We start from the raw sequence: 19,426 nt of genomic DNA, 5'->3' as shown, positions 1-19,426 counted from the left end.
CAGGCCGTTGTCGGGCGCGGGCCCTCTGCCACGGTCGCCGCCGGTTCGGGCGCCGGAGCCGCGGGGTGGTTCGGGCGGCGGGTACGGGGGAGGCTGCGTCGAGGTCACCGCCCGATCATCGCAAGAACAACGAGGGCCCTCTGTTCACCGCGCCAGAATTCCCGCTAGCGTGGAGGCACCTTTTGTACACGCGGGAGCTCGGAGCACCGGGCTGAGAGGGCGCTGACCTCTGTCCCAGCGACGTTTCACATGAAACATCACCGTTGTCCGAGTGATGTTTCACACGGAACGCCGACGGACGGAAGCCGCTGCGTCGACCGCTGAACCTGTTACCGGGTAATGCCGGCGTAGGGAGTAGGTCTCATGACCAACAAGGACGCACGCACGCCTGCCTCCACCCAGGATCCGACGGAAGCGTCGGTGCGGGAGGAGGACGGGAAGTCCATCGGCTGGCACAAGGTGTATGTCGAGGGCACACGCCCCGACCTGCGGGTGCCGGTCCGTCAGGTGCACCTCACCAACGGGCAGTCGGTCACGCTGTACGACACATCGGGCCCGTACACCGACCCCCTGGTCGACACCGATGTGCGCAGAGGGCTGGCGCCGCTGCGGGAGAACTGGGTCATCGCGCGCGGTGACACCGAGGAATACGCGGGTCGTCCGGTCCGCCCCGAGGACGACGGGATCAAGCACACCTCGCCACGCGGTGGACTGCGCAATCTCGACGCGGTGTTCCCCGGCCGGCCACGTCAGCCGCGCCGGGGCCGCGCGGGCGGGGCGGTCACACAGTTGGCGTACGCACGCCGCGGCGAGATCACGCCCGAGATGGAGTACGTGGCCATCCGGGAGAACGTGTCGCCGGAGGTCGTGCGTGAGGAGATCGCGGCAGGCCGCGCGGTGCTGCCTGCCAATGTCAACCATCCGGAGATCGAGCCGATGATCATCGGCAAACGGTTTCTGGTGAAAGTCAACGCCAACATCGGCAACTCCGCGGTGACCTCCTCCATCGAGGAGGAGGTGGAGAAGATGACCTGGGCGACCCGGTGGGGTGCCGACACGGTCATGGACCTGTCCACCGGCCGCAACATCCACACCACCCGGGAGTGGGTGCTGCGCAACTCCCCCGTCCCCATCGGGACAGTGCCGCTCTACCAGGCACTGGAGAAGGTCGACGGCAGGGCCGAGGAGCTGACCTGGGAGATCTACAAGGACACGGTCGTCGAACAGGCCGAACAGGGCGTGGACTACATGACGGTCCACGCGGGCGTACGGCTGGCGTATGTGCCGCTCACCGCCCACCGCAAGACGGGCATCGTCTCGCGCGGCGGCTCGATCATGGCGGCATGGTGCCTGGCGCACCACAAGGAGTCGTTCCTGTACGAGAACTTCGAGGAACTCTGCGAGATCCTCGCGGCGTACGACGTCACCTACTCGCTCGGCGACGGTCTGCGGCCGGGCTCGATCGCCGACGCCAACGACGAGGCCCAGTTCGCGGAGTTGCGCACGCTCGGGGAACTCAACCGGGTCGCCAGGCATTTGAATGTGCAGACCATGATCGAGGGCCCGGGACATGTCCCGATGCACAAGATCAAGGAGAACATCGAACTCCAGCAGGAGATCTGCGATGAAGCCCCGTTCTATACGCTCGGCCCGCTGACGACGGACGTCGCGCCCGCGTACGACCACATCACCTCCGGTATCGGTGCGGCGATGATCGCCTGGTGGGGTACGGCGATGCTCTGCTACGTCACGCCCAAGGAGCACCTGGGCCTGCCCGACCGTGACGACGTCAAGACCGGTGTCATCACCTACAAGATCGCCGCCCATGCCGCCGACCTCGCCAAGGGGCATCCGGGGGCGCAGGAGTGGGACGACGCCCTGTCCGACGCGCGTTTCGAGTTCCGGTGGGAGGATCAGTTCAACCTGGCCCTCGACCCGGACACGGCACGCGAGTTCCACGACGCGACCCTGCCGGCGGAGCCCGCGAAGACTGCGCACTTCTGCTCGATGTGCGGGCCGAAGTTCTGCTCCATGAAGATCAGCCGGAGTATCACGGAGCGGTTCGGCGGGACCTCGGCGGAGGGCGTGTCGGCCGAGGAGATCGCCGAGGGGATGCTGCGGAAGTCGAAGGAGTTCGCAGAGGCAGGCAACCGCGTGTACCTGCCGTTGGCGGACTGAGACGTACTGAACGAACGAGCGGACGGGAAGGACGAGGGGGCGGGCCGTTCGGGCCTGCCCCCTCCCCTCCCGGGAGGACGGGTCGGCAGACTGGATGCCATGACAGCGAGATCAATGAGCAAGGGGTCCAACCTTCCCGTCGATGCCCAGGCGGTGCACGTCGAGCTCGCTTGGGCGGCCGGGGCCGGTGTGCCCGACATCGATGCGTCGGCTCTGCTGCTCACGGAGACCGGGCGGGTGCGGGACGAGGGCGACTTCGTCTTCTACAACCAGCCGCGGCACACCTCCGACGCCGTGACGCACCTGGGGAAGCGGAGCGCCGCCGGCGCCGCGACCGACACGATCGAGGTGGACCTGCGTCTGCTGGAACCGGCCGTCGAGCGGATCGTGCTGTGCGCGTCGTCCGACGGCGGGACGTTCGGCCAGGTGCCGGGACTGGTGCTCAGGCTGCTCGACGCCGGCGTGGGGGCCGAGATCGCCCGGTTCGACATGGTGGCCGGGACGGAGACCGCGTTCATCGGCGGCGAGCTGTACCGGCGCCAGGGAAAGTGGAAGTTCCGCGCGGTGGGGCAGGGGTACGCCTCGGGGCTCGCCGGGCTGGCCACCGACTTCGGCATCACCGTGGACGACACTTCCCCGGCGGCAGCGGCCTCCGCGACGGCTGACGGCTCCACCACGGCACCCGGCGTGACGACGCCTCCTGCCGCCCTCGCGGTGCCGCCGGTCCCGCCGGCAGTACCCGCCACCCAGTCCCCGCCCCAGTCCCCGTCCCAGTCCCAGCCCTCGGGCGCGCCCGCCGCCTCCGCCCCGGGACACCCTGTTCCGTCCTCTGCGCCGTCGGCCGCTCCGCGGCTCACCAAGGGCGAGGAGCGGCTTCCGGTGGACATGCGCAAGCGGCTGTCACTGCGCAAGGAGCAGGTGGCAGTCAGTCTGCGTAAGCACGGGGCCGCCGGGGTCACCGCGCGCGTCATCCTCGTACTGGACGCCTCCGGCTCCATGTCCTTCCTGTACTCCAGGGGAGTTGTGGCGGACGTCGTCGAACGTATGGCCGCGGTCGCCGCGCAGCTGGACGACGACGGTGAGATGCAGGCCTGGACGTTCGCCTCGAATCCGGCGCGGCTGCCGGACCTGCTCCTGGGCGAGCTGCCCGAATGGCTCCGGCTGCACGTACGGGTGGGAGAGATGAGCCTCTTCCGGCGCGGGCGGAAGAAAGGGCTGGACCCGAGCCAGGTCGACATGCGGGAGGTCGGTATCCAGAACGAGGAGCAGAAGGTCATCGCCGAGGTCCGCTCGTTCGTCAGGCACAGCCCCGCGGCGGCCCCGACGCTCGTGCTGTTCTTCTCCGACGGCGGTGTCTACCGGAACGCAGAGATCGAGCGGGAGCTCCGCGAAGCGGTGGAGGAACCGATCTTCTGGCAGTTCGTGGGCCTCGGCCGGGCGAACTACGGCGTGCTGGAGCGGTTCGACACGCTGCCCGGACGCCTTGTCGACAACGTCGGCTTCTTTGCCGTCGACGACATCGGCACCGTGCCGGACCCGGAGTTGTACGACCGCTTGCTGTCCGAGTTCCCTCAGTGGATCACCGCAGCGGGCCGGGCGGGCGTTCTCCGTTCCTGACCGCCATGGCCCAGGCCGGTAAGGGCACACAGGGCGGCGCGCCGGGCACCCGGCTCACGCCCCTCGGTGCGGAGCCTCGGGAACGGGCTCCGCAGGTGAGGGAGCGCAAGCCGACGGCCGGGCCGTCCGAATACCGTGGTCCATCCGGCAGGTTCATCCGGTTCGACCGGCTCCGGTGGGGCCGGCTTATTCGGTTGCTTCGGCTACTCCGGCTTGTGTTCCGGCCCTCCGAAGTCCGGGCTGGTGTAGTCCGGACTCGAGTAGCTCGGGCGTCGGCGGCGGTTCGTACCCTCGCCGGGGCTGGTGAACCCTGGCCGGTCGTAACCGAGATGCGGGATACGGCCGGCCGGTTCGGCCGGTGCCGCATAGTGCAGTGCGGCCGCCGTACCCGGGTCGGCGAGCGCGTCCCGCAGGAACGGGACGATCCCCCGCTCCAGCAGTGCCTCGTGCCAGGCTTCCCTGGCCAGGGTCATCTCCTTGTCGGCTTCGCCGTACGGCCCGCTTCGGGCCGAGGGCTTGTTGCGCAGTGCGGTGAGCAGCAGGCCCACCGCGGCGACCAGGATGGCGCCCGCGGTCACGGCGCCGAATGTCCAGCCCGTGGTGAGCATGGTCCGGGCGAAGGCCGCGCCGGGGTCGAGCATGCGCAGGACGTAACCGACGAGCAGGAATATCGCGGCCGCGGTTCCGGCCAGAACAGGTGCCAGAACGGCGACGACGGCGACGGCACCCGCGCCGGCGGTCTCGGCGACCTCTCCCATGGTCGTGGCGATACCCGCCGTACCCGGCTCCGGCTCGGACGAGCGCGTGGACGGGGCGGACGACGCCGGCGGCCGGCGCAGTTCCTCGCGGACCTTGGTGTAGTGCTGGTACTCGGTCGCCGCGGCCGCCGTGATGATCGCGGTGGCGTTGAGCGCCATCGTGCGTAGTTGTTCGGAGGTGAGCCGCTGTCCGACAGTGGTCAGTTCCGGGCGTTGTGGTGCGGAGCGCAGCACCTCATCGAGAATCCGCACGTAATCCTGGCGGTCCTCGGTCAACAGATGCTGCGGAACGCTGTTCATGTGCATCCCCCGATGCTCCGTAGGGCTTGTGGCTCGGCATGCTGACGAGCCGTTGGGCAGAAACGGAGGGGAGCCTGCTACGGATAAGCCGATGGTAGAGCGCCGACGGTGCGCCGTGACAGGGGGTTTACCGAAATTGGCCTCGGTCCGGTGCCGGGCCGGCCCGGGGAGACCCGGTCCGGCACCTGTTCACTTCGCGAGCGGCAGCTGCTGGACCAGCAGCTTTCCGGCCATCGTCACGCCACCGTCCATCGCGATGGCCAGTCCCTCGGCGTAGACGTGCGGACCCTCGACGACGGGACCGTTGTCGTCCTCCCCGTCCTCGGAGCCTACTTCGCCCACCAGATACGGAATGGGGCTGTGGCCGTGAACGACCCGGGTGCCGCCGTACGTATCCAACAGGGAGCGCACTGCTTCGGCACCGCCCTCGTCGCGGAAGGAGAACCGCTTGGTGAACTTGCGGAAGAGGTCCCAGACCTCGTCGGCGTCGTTGCGGGTGATCGTCTCGCGGACGGTGTCGTTGACTTCCTCGATGGAACGGCCGTAGTCGAGATAGGCGGTGGTGTCGGAGTGCAGCAGCAGGTGGTCGTCGACGGCCTCGACGGCGTCCAGGCGGGCCATCCACTGCAGGTGGTGGTCCTGGAGGCGGTCCATGTCGGTCTTCTGCCCACCGTTGAGCAGCCAGGCGGCCTGGAAGGTGGCGGTGCCCGCGCCGGAGTTGACGGGGGTGTCGCCGAACCGCTTGGCGCCGAGCAGCAGCAGTTCGTGATTGCCCATCAGGGCCTTGCAGTAGCCGCCGGCCGCGGCGGCCTCGGCGGACAGGCGCATCACGAGGTCGATGACGCCGATGCCGTCCGGACCGCGGTCGGTGAAGTCGCCGAGGAACCACAGCCGCGCGGGGCCGGCGCACCACTGGCCCGCGGAGTCGACGAGGCCCTGCTCCTGGAGGGCGGCCACCAGCTCGTCGAGGTAGCCGTGGACGTCACCGACCACGTAGAGCGGCCCGGGCCCGGGGGCGGGCTGTGGTGCGGTCACGGACGCGGGGTCGACGGTCACCTGCACAGTGTCACCCCGATTGATGACCGGGAGGTCCCGTCGCGTGGGCGTGTATCCCTCCGGGTGGCTCGCCTCGGAGGGCGGGGCCACATCGCCGGGGTGCATGCTGTGGGCGTACGGACCGGTCTCGTGGACGTAAGCGGGTACCCGGAAGTCGCGCACCGTCGCTGTGCGCTCCACCTCGGGTCCCTGACCGGCCCCCTGAGTCATCGACCCCTCCACCATCAAGCCGCAACTGCACCGCGTCGGACTGCCTGGTCGCAGCGGCCCGCGGTGTCGTGGGCCCATCATAGGAATGTGGATCGCGCCGTGTGATGACCCAGGGGTGGTGAATCGGGCACGACTCCGGTTCACCGCGGCTTTTTTCCTGATTGGTCAGGCCTTCGGTCCGCCCGGGCGCCGTCCGGCGGCGCGGGCTCCTCACGGGACCGCGGTCGCTGCCCTCGGAAGGCCGGCCCGTTTTCCGCGGAGGGGAGCTCCGAGGGAAGCCGAAGGAGCGGCGGAGGAAAACTGCGGGAGGGCCGCGGGAGTGCGGCGCCGCACCACTCCCGCGGAAGCGGTGGCTCCACCCCTCCGGGAGCCGCTGCCCCGCCCGGCGCGAACCCGGCCGGATGATCCCCTCCGGGAGCCGCCTCTGCCACCGCTGCCTCCTCCTCCGCCCTTCTGCCGAGCCCCGCGCTCCGTCACGTCCGCTCCGGTGACCGCGGCGGGCTGACCGTCGTGCGCGGCGGGCGGCGCTGCGACGAGGTGCGCACGATCAGCTCGGTGGGTATGACCTGCGCCACCGTGTGCTCGGGGTCGACGCCCTCGATCGCGTCGATGAGCAGCTGGATCACCGCCGTGCCGATGCGGCGCGGTTTGAGCGAGAGCGTGGTGACGGGCGGCTCGGTGTTGGCATAGACGGTCGACTCGCTGCAGCAGACCAGCAGCAGGTCGTCCGGGACGCGCAGGCCGTAGCGGCGTGCGGCGGCGAGCAGATCGGTGCCGTTCGGATCGAACAGGCCGTAGACGGCGTCCGGGCGGTCGGGACGGGCGAGCAGCCGGTCGGCGGCGACGGCGCCCGCGCACGGATCGTGCGCGGGATAGGCCTCGTACACCGGATCCTGGCCGACGCGTTCGCACCAGTGCAGATACGCGGTGGTCGACAGGTGGGTGTAGGTGTCGGTCGTGGTCCCGGTCAGCAGGCCGATGCGGCGGGCACCGGCGTCGGCCAAGTGGTCGAGGATCCCGAGGACCGCCGCTTCGTGGTCGTTGTCCACCCAGGCCGTGACCGGGAGCGAGCCGGCCGGGCGGCCGTCGGAGACGACCGGTAAACCCTGCCGGACCAGTTCGCTGACGACCGGGTCCTGGTCCGAGGGGTCGATGACGACCGTGCCGTCCAGGGCGACGTTGGACCACACGTCGTGGCGGGAGGTCGCGGGGAGGATCACGAGGGCGTAGCCGCGGGCCAGCGCGGCGGAGGTGGCGGCGCGCGCCATCTCGGCGAAGTACGCGAACTCGGTGAAGGTGAAAGGTTCTTCCCCGTACGTGGTCACGGTCAGGCCGATGAGCCCCGACTTGCCGGTGCGGAGCGTACGGGCGGCGGCCGAGGGACGGTAGCCCAGTCTGTCGGCGACCTCGCGGACGTGGCGCCGGGTGGCGTCCGGGAGTCTGCCCTTGCCGTTGAGGGCATCGGAGACGGTCGTGATGGATACTCCGGCTGCGGCGGCCACGTCCCTGATGCCCGCCCGACCCGGCCTGCTGCTTCGGCGTGAGGTTTCCGCGCGGCTCACCTGGTGCTTCCCTGCTGCTGTCATGGCGAGCCGATAGTAGGGCTCATGCGGTGGGGTAGGGCGGACGCATATGCATGCATCGACAGGCACGTTTCTGCATGATCGTTAAGCGGTAATCCCCTTGGAAAGCAAGGATGTTGAACGTTCCAATGTCAAGAACTGGCGTGTCGGCGCATGCGGGCCTGCCGAGGGGGCGATGTTGCGAAGAGGTCTCAACTCACCTGCACGAGGGATGCGCGCCACGGCGCGAGCCACCGGCGCGTAGATATATGTGAGGCGCGCCCCCTGCGCGGACGCCCTTTGTGCGCCTTCGTAGGGTGATGCCCTTGTTGCTGAAGGGGCTGATGCGGTTCAGGGGGCTGATCATTCCGACGGTTCCCGTGAGGCCGCCACGCCCCTCGGTGCCCGCGCCGGCGCGGACCACGAGGTCTCCGCCGACGCGCACGCCGCTCCGCACCATGACCCGAACCTCGGCAGGCCCGTCCGTACCGCCGCTGTACGCGTCTACGCAGTGACGCCGAATCCTCTTAAGGTGAGCAGTATTGGATGTCGGCGGCGGTCAAGGACCGCCGGTCTTCGGAGGAGGACTGCGGTGAGCGAGACGAGCCCCAAGCTGCGCGCCGAGCTGGAGGGTATTCCCACGTACAAGCCGGGAAAGCCGGCGGCGGGCGGGGGCCCGGTGGCCTACAAGCTGTCCTCCAACGAGAACCCCTATCCACCGCTGCCGGGGGTGATGGAGGCCGTGACGTCCGCGGCGTCCGCCTTCAACCGCTACCCCGACATGGCCTGTACATCTCTGATGTCGGAGCTGTCCGATCGTTTCGCGGTCCCGGTCTCGCATCTGGCCACCGGCACCGGCTCGGTCGGCGTCGCCCAGCAGCTGCTGCAGGCCACCTCGGGCCCCGGCGACGAGGTGATCTACGCGTGGCGTTCGTTCGAGGCGTACCCGATCATCACCAGGATCAGCGGCGCCACCGCCGTGCAGGTGCCGCTGACGCCGGGCGATGTGCACGATCTGGACGCGATGGCCGGGGCGATCACCGAACGGACCCGGCTGATCTTCGTCTGCAACCCCAACAACCCGACCGGCACGGTGGTACGGCGGGCGGAGCTGGAGCGTTTCCTCGACCGGGTGCCCCGTGATGTCCTGGTGGTGATCGACGAGGCGTACCGCGAGTTCATCCGTGACCCCGAAGTCCCGGACGGGGTGGAGTTCTACCGGGAGCGGCCCAACGTCTGCGTCCTGCGGACCTTCTCCAAGGCCTACGGGCTGGCGGGACTGCGGATCGGCTTCGCGATCGCCCATGAGCCGGTGGCCGCGGCGCTGCGCAAGACGGCGGTGCCGTTCGGTGTGAGCCAGGTCGCACAGGACGCTGCGGTCGCCTCGCTGCGCGCCGAGGACGAGCTCATCGGACGGGTCGGCTCGCTGGTGTGTGAGCGCAACCGTGTAGTGGAAGCGCTGTGCGCCCAGGGCTGGAAGGTTCCCGAGACCCAGGCCAACTTCGTGTGGCTACGGCTGGGGGAGCGCACAGCGGCCTTCGCGGAGGCGTGTGAGCGGGCGGGTGTGGTGATCAGGCCCTTCGCCGGTGAGGGCGTACGAGTGACGGTCGGCGAGACCGAGGCCAACGACATCTTCCTGAAGGTGACGGAAGCCTTCCGCAAGGAGCTGTAGCGGCTGTAGCCGCACACGGTCAGGAGCAGGTTCAGGAGTGCCGGGTCACGGGTCAGCCGTCGCCCGGCACTCCTGTGCTTCCCGGTCGCCGAGAAGGGGTTGACGTCACAGGGGACCCCCCTTCCGGATGCGAAAAGCAGTAGGTCATAATTGCTTGTGAATGTGAACGCGTTCACAAGCGCATCCTGTTTCCTCCGAGATGTGGGGGGCGAACAGGGTCAAACGGTCGTTGTGACCACGGCGATGTAAGGAGCGGCGACGTGGACCTGGCTCTGGCGCCGGAGACACTGGCGCGATGGCAGTTCGGTATCACCACCGTCTATCACTTCCTCTTCGTTCCTCTGACGATCTCGCTGGCCGCTCTCACGGCCGGGCTGGAGACCGCCTGGGTGCGCACCGGGAAGGAGAAGTACCTCAGGGCGACGAAGTTCTGGGGGAAGCTCTTCCTGATCAACATCGCGATGGGAGTGGTCACCGGCATCGTGCAGGAGTTCCAGTTCGGCATGAACTGGTCCGACTACTCACGGTTCGTCGGTGACGTCTTCGGTGCCCCGCTCGCCTTCGAGGCCCTGGTCGCGTTCTTCTTCGAGTCCACCTTCATCGGCCTGTGGATCTTCGGCTGGGACAAGTTGCCCAAGAAGATCCACCTGGCCTGTATCTGGATGGTCTCCCTCGGCACGCTGCTGTCGGCGTACTTCATCCTGGCGGCCAACTCCTGGATGCAGCACCCGGTCGGTTACCGGATCAACGAGGAGAAGGGCCGGGCGGAACTCACCGACCTCTGGCTGGTGCTCACCCAGAACACCACGCTCAACCAGGTCTTCCACAGCTTCTCGGCGTCCGCACTGACCGGCGGCGCCTTCATGGTCGGCATCGCCGCCTTCCATCTGATGCGCAAGAAGCACATCCCGGTGATGCGGACGTCGCTCCGGCTCGGCCTGGTCACGATGGCGGTCGGAGGCATGTTCACCGCGATCAGCGGAGACACCCTCGGCAAGGTCATGTACGAGCAGCAGCCCATGAAGATGGCCGCCGCCGAGGCCCTGTGGGAGGGCGAGAGTCCGGCGCCGTTCTCCGTGTTCGCGTACGGCGACGTCGACAAGGGGCACAACGAGGTCGCCCTGGAGATACCCGGGCTGCTGTCCTTCCTCGCCCACAGCGACTTCGATTCGTACGTGCCCGGCATCAACGACACCAATGAAGCCCTGCGAGAGCAGTTCGGCCCCGGTGACTACAAGCCCATCGTGCCGGTCGCCTACTGGGGCTTCCGCTGGATGATCGGCTTCGGCATGGCCTCCTTCTCGCTCGCGCTGCTGGGGCTCTGGCTCACGAGGAAGAGGTTCCTGTTGCCCGCCGTCCTGCGCACCGGGGAGGACGAGGTGCCGCACCTGGTGCTGCTGAAGAAGCCGCTGGGCGCGAGGCTCACCCGGCTGTACTGGCTCCTGGCGCTCTGGACCATGGCCTTCCCGCTGATAGCCAACGCCTGGGGCTGGATCTTCACCGAGATGGGCCGGCAGCCCTGGGTCGTCTACGGCGTGATGCAGACCCGGCACGCGGTCTCTCCCGGAGTGTCCCAGGCCGAGGTCATCATCTCGATGACCGTCTTCACCCTGCTGTACGCCGCTCTGGCCGTGGTGGAGGTCAAGCTGCTCGCCAAGTACGTCAAGGCGGGCCCGCCCGAACTCACCGAGGCCGATCTCAACCCGCCCACGAAGATCGGTGGCGATCTCCGGGACGCCGACAAGCCGATGGCCTTCTCGTACTAGGCCCGAGGGAGCCGCAGAGTCATGGAACTGCACAACGTCTGGTTCGTTCTGATCGCCTTCCTGTGGATCGGCTATTTCTTCCTGGAGGGCTTCGACTTCGGGATCGGGATCCTCACCCGGCTGCTCGCCCGTGACCGCACCGAGAAGCGGGTGCTGATCAACACCATCGGCCCCGTCTGGGACGGCAACGAGGTATGGCTGCTCACGGCCGGCGGCGCGACCTTCGCGGCCTTTCCCGAGTGGTACGCCACGCTCTTCTCCGGCTTCTACCTGCCGCTACTGGTCATCCTGGTCTGCCTGATCATCCGCGGTGTCGCCTTCGAGTACCGGGCCAAGCGGCCGGAGGAGCGCTGGCAGCGCACCTGGGAGACGGCGATCTTCTGGACCTCGCTCATCCCCGCGTTCCTCTGGGGCGTGGCGTTCGGCAACATCGTGCGCGGAGTGAAGCTCGACGCCGAGTTCGAGTACGTGGGCAACGTCTGGGACCTGCTCAACCCGTACGCGCTGCTGGGCGGTCTGGTCACGCTGACGCTCTTCACCTTCCACGGCGCCGTGTTCGCCGCGCTCAAGACCGTCGGCGACATCCGGAGCCGGGCCCGGCAGATGGCCCTGCGAATAGGGTTGATCACCGCTGTCCTCGCACTGGTCTTCCTGGTGTGGACGCAGATCGAGCGCGGTGACGGCGCGAGCCTGGTCGCGATGGTCGTCACGGTCGCCGCCCTGGTCGCCGCCCTGGTGGCGAACCAGGCAGAGCGCGAGGGATGGTCGTTCGCCCTGTCCGGTGTCACCATCGTGGCCGCCGTGACGATGCTCTTCCTGACGCTCTTCCCGAACGTCATGCCGTCCACGCTGGACGCGGACTGGAGTCTCACCGTCACCAACGCCTCCTCCAGCGACTACACATTGACGATCATGACCTGGCTCACGGTGATCGCCGCGCCGCTCGTCATGGTCTACCAGGGCTGGACGTACTGGGTCTTCCGCAAGCGGATCGGCACCCAGCACATCGCCGATCCCGTGCACTGAGGTGTGTTTCACGTGAAACCAATCGATCCGCGACTGCTCCGCTACGCCCGTGCCACACGGCTCTTCCTGGTGGCGGTGGTCGCCCTGGGTGTCGTCGGCGCGGTGCTGGTGATCGCTCAGGCCATGCTCATCGCCGAGGTGGTGGTGGGTTCCTTCCAGCACGGCATGGCCGTGGCAGACCTCGGCACTCCCCTGGTGCTTCTGGCCTGTGTCGCGGTCGGCCGTGCCCTGGTCGGCTGGCTCACCGAGCTGGCCGCGCACCGGGCGAGCGCGGCGGTCAAGTCGGAGCTTCGGGGCCGGTTGCTGGAGCGGGCGACGACACTCGGCCCGGGGTGGCTGACCGGGCAGCGGACCGGCTCGCTGGTCGCCCTGGCGACCCGCGGGGTCGACGCCCTCGACGGTTACTTCTCGCGCTACCTGCCCCAGCTGGGGCTCGCGGTGGTCGTTCCGGTCGCGGTGCTGGCGCGAATCGTCACCGAGGACTGGGTTTCGGCGGCGATCATCGTCGTCACCCTGCCGCTCATCCCGGCCTTCATGATGCTGATCGGCTGGGTCACCCAGTCCCGGATGGACCGGCAGTGGGAGCTGCTGTCCCGGCTGTCCGGTCACTTCCTGGACGTCGTGGCCGGACTGCCGACGCTGAAGGTGTTCGGACGGGCCAAGGCGCAGGCGGAGTCGATCCGGCAGATCACCGCCGAGTACCGCAGGGCGACCATGCGGACCCTGCGGATCGCCTTCATCTCCTCCTTCGCGTTGGAACTCCTCGCCACCGTCTCGGTGGCACTGGTCGCCGTGACGATCGGCATGCGGCTCGTGTACGGCGACATGGACCTGTACATCGGCCTGCTCATCCTGATCCTCGCGCCCGAGGCCTATCTGCCCCTGCGTCAGGTCGGCACGCAGTACCACGCGGCGGCGGAGGGACTGGCCGCCGCAGAGGAGATCTTCGAGGTCCTGGAGACACCCGCTCCGGCACCGGGGACCGGGGCGGTGCCGTCGGGTGCCCTGTCCTTCGAGGGCGTGACCGTCCGCTATCCCGGACGGTCGTCGGACGCCGTGTCGGACGTGTCGTTCTCCGTCGAACCCGGGGAGACGGTCGCGCTCGTCGGGCCGAGCGGGACGGGCAAGTCGACGCTGCTGAACGTGCTGCTGGGCTTCGTGCGGCCGGCCGGGGGGCGGGTCCGGATCGGGGAAACCGATCTCACCGGTATCGATCCGGCCCTGTGGCACGGCCAGGTGGCCTGGGTGCCGCAGCGACCGCACCTGTACGCCGGGACGGTCGCCGAGAACGTACGCCTGGCCCGGCCCGACGCGGACGACGATGCCGTCCGCCGGGCTCTGCGGGACGCGGGCGCCCTGGAGTTCGTGGACGCGCTGCCCGAGGGAACCGGCACGGTGCTGGGTGAGGACGGGGCGGGACTGTCCGCGGGACAGCGGCAACGGCTCGCGCTCGCCCGTGCGTTCCTCGCGGACCGGCCCGTGCTGCTGCTCGACGAGCCGACGGCCGCACTGGACGGCGCCACCGAGGCCGAGGTCGTGACGGCGGTACGGCGCCTGGCGGCCGGACGGACGGTACTGCTGGTGGTGCACCGTCCGGCGCTGCTCGCGGTGGCGGACCGCGTGGTGCGGCTGACCGAACCCGTGCCCGGTGACCGGCCGCAGCCCGAGCACGGTGACACCGTTCTCGGTGCCGGCCGGGAACGGGCCGACGGCCGGCCCGCACTCGACTGGGAACAGGTGGAGGAGGCCGAGCCCGCCGACTCCGAAAGCCCGGCGCCGGCCGATCCGGCCGCGGCGGCCGGAGCGGGTGGCGTGCTGGCCCGCGTCCGTGCCCTGTCCGGTGCCCACCGGGGGCGGCTCACGCTCGCGCTGCTGCTCGGCAGCCTCGCGCTGGGCAGCGCCGTGGGCCTCATGGCGACGTCCGGGTATCTCATCTCCCGGGCCTCGCAGCACCCGCCCGTGATGTACCTGATGCTCGCCGTCACGGCGACCCGGGCCTTCGGCATCGGGCGGGCCGTGTTCCGGTATGCCGAGCGGCTCGTGTCGCACGAAGCGGTGCTGCGGATGCTGGCCGACACGAGGGTCGCGGTGTACCGGCGGCTGGAGCGGCTGGCGCCCGCCGGACTGCGCGGGGTCCGCAGGGGCGATCTGCTCTCCCGGCTGGTCGCCGATGTGGACGAACTTCAGGACTACTGGCTGCGCTGGCTGCTGCCGGCCGGTGCGGCGGTGGTCGTCTCGGCCCTCTCCGTCGGCTTCACGGCCTGGCTGCTCCCCGAGGCCGGTGCCGTCCTCGCGGTCGGGCTGCTCGTGGCGGGGGCGGCCCTGCCACTCCTCACGGGCGCGGTGGCCCGGCGTGCGGAGCGCAGGCTGGCGCCCGCCCGCGGAGCCCTCGCGACCCAGGTCACCGACCTGCTCACCGGGACCGGGGAGCTGACGGTCGCCGGGGCCCTGCCCGCGCGGACCGCCGAGACCCGGCGGGCCGACGGTGTGCTCACCCGGATCGCCTCGCGCGCCGCCACCGCCACCGCCCTCGGCGACGGGCTCATCGCACTCGTCTCGGGCCTGACCGTCACAGCCGCCGCCGTCGTCGGCACCCAGGCGGTGGCCGCCGGCCGGCTGGACGGAGTGGCACTGGCCGTCGTCGTCCTCACCCCGCTCGCGGCCTTCGAGGCCGTCCTCGGGCTGCCGCTCGCCGTGCAGTACCGGCAGAGGGTGCGCAAGAGTGCCGAGCGCGTGTACGAGGTGCTGGACGCCTCGGTGCCTGTACAGGAGCCGGAGCAGCCCCGGCAGGCGCCGGCGTCGCCGTTCCCACTCGTGGTCAAAGGGCTCGAGGCCCGGCACGCCGGGCGGGAACGGGACGCGCTCGCCGGGCTGGACCTGACGCTGGAGCAGGGCCGCAGGATCGCGGTGGTCGGCCCGTCCGGCTCCGGCAAGACGACGCTCGCACAGGTGCTGCTGCGGTTCCTGGACCCCGGCGCCGGTTCGTACACGCTGGCCGGTGTGGACGCGTACGCCCTGGACGGCGACGACGTACGAGGGCTGGTCGGGCTGTGCGCGCAGGACACCCACCTCTTCGACAGCTCCGTACGTGAGAACCTGCTGCTCGCGAAGCGCGGAGCCACCGAGGAAGAACTGCGCGACGCGCTCGCCGGTGCCCGGCTGCTGGAGTGGGCCGACAGCCTGCCCGACGGCCTGGACACACTCGTCGGCGAGCACGGGGCGCGGCTCTCCGGCGGTCAGCGGCAACGCCTGGCACTGGCCAGGGCGCTGCTCGCGGACTTCCCCGTGCTGGTGCTGGACGAGCCCGCGGAGCACCTCGACCTGCCGACCGCCGACGCGCTCACCGTCGATCTGCTGGCCGCCACCGAGGGCCGTACGACGCTGCTGATCACTCATCGGCTGGCCGGGCTCGAGGCGGTGGACGAGGTGATCGTGCTGGATGAGGGGCGTGTGGTGCAGCGCGGCGCTTACGAGGAACTGGCCGCCGCAGCGGGGCCGTTGCGGCGGATGGCGCGGCGGGAGGCCGAGTCGGACCGGCTGGTGGAGCTGGTGGAGCTGGTGGAGGTGGGCTGACCGGGCACGACGGGCGGGCACGTGGCACGAGGCACGTGCCCGCCCGGTACGTGCGTGCGTGACGGGAGGGCTATTGACAGGCTGTCAATCTCGGCATCCTGTACCTCTGTTCGGCGGTATCGCTGGTCCATCCGGGTCGTCCGGTCCCCCAGGCGTACGACGTGAACAGGGCTGTGGGCCGGAGCGGGGGCCAGGATCGCTGTCATGCGTCTCACCCGCCGTCATCCGTTGTTCGTCGCCGTGCCGTTGTGCGCGCTCGCCGTGCTCGCCGCCCGGCCCACCGACGGGGAGGGCGACGGCCCGCATGCTCCGGGTCACGGTCCGGAGTCCGGGATCAGCGCGCAGGTGGCGCGGCTCTACGAGGACGCGGCCGCGACGACACTGAAGTACGAGGCGGGCCGGCGCGAGGCGGGCCGGCAGCGGACCGAGGTGCGACGGCTGGAGAAGCTGCTCGACCGGGAGCGCCAGGAGGCCGAGGTCCTGCGCGACGACCTCGGCCGTATCGCACGGTCCCAGTACCGCAGTGGCGGCGGACTGCCGCTGACCGCGCACATGATTCTCGCGGACGACCCGGAGGAAGTGATGCGTGGTCAGCGTGCCCTGTGGAAGGCGAACCTGGCTCTCGACAAGGCGATCGGGAAGAACGCGCGGGCCGAGGCCCGGCTCGCCCGCGACGAGGCGAAGGCGGCGGAGGCGTGGAAGGCGCTGGAGAAACGGAACAAGGAACTCGCCGATCTCAAGAGTGGCATCGAGCAGAAGCTGGAGACGGCTCGGTGGCAGCTCCAGGGCCAGGCCGACACCTCGGTGGCGGCCGGCTCCTGCCGTGGTGCGGTGCGGCTCGACCAGCCGGAGACCGTGTTCATCGACTCCTGGGTGGCACCGGTGGAGACCTACGCGCTGTCCGCGTCCTACGGGAGCGGCGGTGCACGCTGGGCGAGCCGGCACACCGGCCAGGACTTCGCGGTGCCGATCGGCACGCCGGTGCGGTCCGTGGGCGTGGGCAAGGTGGTGAAGGTGTCCTGCGGAGGGGCGTTCGGTATCGAGATCGTGGTCGAGCACGCGGGCGGCTACTACACGCAGTACGCCCACCTGGCCGCCGTCGCCGTGGACCAGGGCGAGCGCGTCTCGCCCGGTCAGTGGATCGGTCAGTCCGGGACCAGCGGCAACTCCACCGGGCCGCACCTGCATTTCGAGGTGCGGGTCACGCCCGAGATGGGCTCGGCGGTGAACCCGGTGTCGTGGCTGGCGCAACGCGGGGTGGCCCTCTGACCGGGTACCGGGCCCGGTCAGGACCGTTGGGCCAGCAGCTGTTCGATCACCACGGCCACGCCGTCCTCGTTGTTGGCGACCGTGTGCCCCGAGGCGGCGGAGAGGACGTCCGGGTGGGCGTTGCCCATCGCGTAGGAACGGCCCGCCCAGGTCAGCATCTCGATGTCGTTGGGCATGTCCCCGAACGCCACGACCTCCTCGTGAGAGATTCCGCGCTCGGCACAGCACAGGGCGAGCGTGCTGGCCTTGGACACGTCGGGTCCGCTGATCTCCAGCAGGGCGCTGGGGCTGGAACGGGTGACGTTGGCGCAGGTGCCGATGGCCAGCCGGGCCAGCGTGAGGAACGCGTCGGGGTCGAGCTCGGGGTGGTGGGCGAGGATCTTGAGCACCGGCTCGCCGGCGGCGGGGCCCTCCGGTGCCAGCAGGTCCTCGGCCTGGGCGCGGACGTCCGGGATCTCCATGTGCAGCTTCGGATATGCCGGCTCCTGGTGGAAGCCGTAGGTCTGCTCGACGGCGTACACGGTGCCCGGCGCCGCCTGGCGCAGCAGGCGTACCGCGTCCAGCGCGTTCTGCCGGGCCAGCTCGCGCACCTTCACGAAGCGGTGGGCACCGGGACCGCCGTGCAGGTCGACGACAGCGGCACCGTTGCCGCAGATGGCGAGCCCGTGGCCGTGGACGTGGTCACTGACGACGTCCATCCAGCGGGCCGGGCGGCCGGTGACGAAGAAGACCTCGATGCCCGCCCTCTCGGCGGCGGCCAGTGCGGCGACCGTACGGGGGGACACCGACTTGTCGTCGCGCAGCAGGGTGCCGTCGAGGTCGGTGGCGATGAGCCGTGGCGGGGTGACAGGGCTGCCTCCCCGCTCGAGCGAGGTCGAGAACTGGGGGGAGCCCGGGGTCTCGGGCTGTGCGGTCACTGAGGTCACCCGACCATTGTCCCGTATGAGTCCGCACGGGCGTGCGGCACTCCGCACATGTGAGTGAGGACCGCTCTTGGTGAGCGGCCCGCTCAGTCCAGCTGGACCGGCGCCTCCATGGCGATCCGCTCGAAGGTCTTCTGGTCCGCCGCGAAGTCCGATTCGGGGATCGGCCAGTGGAGCACGAGCTCGGTGAAGCCCAGCTCCGCGTGGCGGCCCGCGAAGTCGACGAACGCGTCCAGGGACTCCAGCGGGCGGCTCCGGTCCGGGGTGAATCCCGTGAGCAGGAGCTTGTCCGGCCCGGCCATGTCCCGCCCGGTCTCGGCGCAGGCCTTGGCCAGCCTTTCCAACTGGCCTCGAAGGGCGTGCACCGACTGTTCGGGTGTGCCGTTCTCGTACAGCTTGGGGTCGCCCGCGGTCACCCACGCCTGCCCGTACCGGGCGGCGAGCCGCAGCCCACGCGGTCCGGTGGCGGCCACGGCGAACGGCAGCCGGGGCCGCTGCACGCAGCCCGGGATGCCGCGGGCCTCGTGTGCCGCATAGAAGTCGCCCTCGTACGACACCGTGTCCTCGGTGAGCAGCCGGTCGAGCAGCGGGACGAACTCCTCGAAGCGGTCCGCCCGCTGGCGCGGGGTCCACGGCTCCTGGCCGAGCGCGGTGGCGTCGAAACCGGTGCCTCCCGCGCCGATACCGAGGGTGAAGCGCCCGCCCGAGATGTCGTCGAGGGAGATCAACTCCTTGGCCAGGGTCACCGGGTGCCGGAAGTTCGGCGAGGTGACGAGCGTGCCGAGCCGGAGCCGTTCGGTGGCCGCCGCGGCGGCGGTGAGCGTGGGTACCGCGCCGAACCAGGGGCCGTCCCGGAAGGTCCGCCAGGACAGGTGGTCGTAGGTGTACGCAGTGTAAAAGCCTAGTTCCTCGGCTCTCTGCCACAACCTCTGTCCGTCGTTCCATCGATGGATCGGCAGGATCACAGTGCTCAGACGCATACTTCCGACGATAAACGAGACCGGCGGGGTGCCCCACCGGGTGCCGTGACGTCGTCAGGGAAGCGGATCAACTCTCCGTCCTCGGCAAGACAGTTGGAGTAGGGCGTGCTTTTCGAAGCTAGCTTCGCACTGTATGGTCTTCAGTGTCATCACGGTTCGGGTGTAACCCGGACTTGGTGTGTGACGTAACCGCCGCACCACCCTGCATGGTTGGACGCCCGGCAGGGTGGTGCGGCTCAACCATCCCCGCACTGTGTGCGAAGACGGAAAGGACATCCTTATGAGGATTGTCATCACCCATGATGCCTGGTCCCTCCCGCCTCGGGCCATCAAGGCCGTGGTGCCGCTCGTACTGATCGTCGTCGTGGCCGTGGTCGGCGCCTTCATCGTGGGGCACGGTACAGCGGCGCTGACCGTGGTCGTCATGGCTCTGCTGGCCGCTGCCGTGGAGGAACTGGTGCGTGCTGCCATGCGGTACTGGATGCGCGTCGCCTGACCATGGGTGGCGGGGTGCGGTGCGCACCCGCACCGCACCC

General features: G+C 69.7%; 13 protein-coding genes and 1 riboswitch. Of the genes, 8 read left to right on the top strand and 5 right to left on the bottom strand.

Annotated elements, in window-relative coordinates:
• Positions 1–180: 180 nt before the first annotated feature.
• Positions 181–371: riboswitch (TPP riboswitch) on the top strand.
• On the top strand, positions 364–2,178 hold the full coding sequence (thiC, locus tag ACFWVE_RS21885) for a phosphomethylpyrimidine synthase ThiC (RefSeq protein WP_384016401.1): 1,815 nt from the start codon (positions 364–366) through the stop codon (positions 2,176–2,178). It overlaps the preceding riboswitch by 8 nt.
• 99 nt (positions 2,179–2,277) lie before the next feature.
• Positions 2,278–3,795 carry a VWA domain-containing protein gene (locus ACFWVE_RS21880; protein ID WP_384016399.1) on the top strand — a complete coding sequence of 506 codons (1,518 nt, stop codon included), beginning with the start codon at positions 2,278–2,280 and terminating at the stop codon, positions 3,793–3,795.
• Positions 3,796–3,998: 203 nt separating this feature from the next.
• On the opposite strand, the gene ACFWVE_RS21875 is transcribed toward ACFWVE_RS21880, so the two are convergent.
• From ACFWVE_RS21875 to ACFWVE_RS21865, 3 genes are all read right to left on the bottom strand, one after another.
• Positions 3,999–4,859: a hypothetical protein gene (locus ACFWVE_RS21875; protein WP_384016397.1), complete on the bottom strand. Its 861-nt coding sequence runs from the start codon at positions 4,857–4,859 to the stop codon at positions 3,999–4,001.
• Positions 4,860–5,042: 183 nt separating this feature from the next.
• The gene (locus tag ACFWVE_RS21870) at positions 5,043–6,134 is read right to left on the bottom strand and encodes a metallophosphoesterase (RefSeq protein ID WP_384016457.1); all 1,092 of its coding nucleotides are present in this window, start codon (positions 6,132–6,134) and stop codon (positions 5,043–5,045) included.
• A 458-nt stretch (positions 6,135–6,592) separates the two neighbouring features.
• Positions 6,593–7,705: a LacI family DNA-binding transcriptional regulator gene (locus ACFWVE_RS21865; protein ID WP_384016395.1), complete on the bottom strand. Its 1,113-nt coding sequence runs from the start codon at positions 7,703–7,705 to the stop codon at positions 6,593–6,595.
• 568 nt (positions 7,706–8,273) lie between these two features.
• Between ACFWVE_RS21865 and hisC the strand changes: the two genes are divergently transcribed.
• The 5 genes from hisC to ACFWVE_RS21840 all read left to right on the top strand — a co-directional run bounded on the left by hisC (position 8,274) and on the right by ACFWVE_RS21840 (position 16,987).
• The gene (gene hisC / locus ACFWVE_RS21860; RefSeq protein WP_384016393.1) at positions 8,274–9,353 is read left to right on the top strand and encodes a histidinol-phosphate transaminase; all 1,080 of its coding nucleotides are present in this window, start codon (positions 8,274–8,276) and stop codon (positions 9,351–9,353) included.
• A gap of 260 nt (positions 9,354–9,613) precedes the next feature.
• Positions 9,614–11,119 carry a cytochrome ubiquinol oxidase subunit I gene (locus tag ACFWVE_RS21855; RefSeq protein WP_384016391.1) on the top strand — a complete coding sequence of 502 codons (1,506 nt, stop codon included), beginning with the start codon at positions 9,614–9,616 and terminating at the stop codon, positions 11,117–11,119.
• 21 nt (positions 11,120–11,140) lie between these two features.
• Entirely contained in the window at positions 11,141–12,145 is a 1,005-nt protein-coding gene (gene cydB / locus ACFWVE_RS21850) for a cytochrome d ubiquinol oxidase subunit II (protein ID WP_384016389.1), read from the top strand.
• A 12-nt stretch (positions 12,146–12,157) separates the two neighbouring features.
• Positions 12,158–15,718: a thiol reductant ABC exporter subunit CydD gene (cydD, locus tag ACFWVE_RS21845; RefSeq protein WP_384016387.1), complete on the top strand. Its 3,561-nt coding sequence runs from the start codon at positions 12,158–12,160 to the stop codon at positions 15,716–15,718.
• A 204-nt stretch (positions 15,719–15,922) separates the two neighbouring features.
• Positions 15,923–16,987: a M23 family metallopeptidase gene (locus ACFWVE_RS21840; RefSeq protein ID WP_384016385.1), complete on the top strand. Its 1,065-nt coding sequence runs from the start codon at positions 15,923–15,925 to the stop codon at positions 16,985–16,987.
• A gap of 17 nt (positions 16,988–17,004) precedes the next feature.
• On the opposite strand, the gene ACFWVE_RS21835 is transcribed toward ACFWVE_RS21840, so the two are convergent.
• The gene (locus ACFWVE_RS21835; protein WP_384016383.1) at positions 17,005–17,913 is read right to left on the bottom strand and encodes an HAD family hydrolase; all 909 of its coding nucleotides are present in this window, start codon (positions 17,911–17,913) and stop codon (positions 17,005–17,007) included.
• Between the two features lie 83 nt (positions 17,914–17,996).
• Positions 17,997–18,890, bottom strand: a complete 894-nt coding sequence (locus ACFWVE_RS21830) for an LLM class flavin-dependent oxidoreductase (protein WP_384016381.1) — start codon at positions 18,888–18,890, stop codon at positions 17,997–17,999.
• A 280-nt stretch (positions 18,891–19,170) separates the two neighbouring features.
• Between ACFWVE_RS21830 and ACFWVE_RS21825 the strand changes: the two genes are divergently transcribed.
• Positions 19,171–19,386, top strand: a complete 216-nt coding sequence (locus ACFWVE_RS21825; protein ID WP_384016379.1) for a hypothetical protein — start codon at positions 19,171–19,173, stop codon at positions 19,384–19,386.
• Positions 19,387–19,426 lie beyond the last annotated feature (40 nt).

The organism is Streptomyces sp. NPDC058632 (assembly GCF_042717095.1).
In the GTDB taxonomy this organism is placed as follows: Bacteria; Actinomycetota; Actinomycetes; order Streptomycetales; family Streptomycetaceae; genus Streptomyces.
The sequence above is the reverse complement of the archived record's forward strand: the minus strand, read 5'-3'. Positions and strand labels throughout refer to the sequence as shown.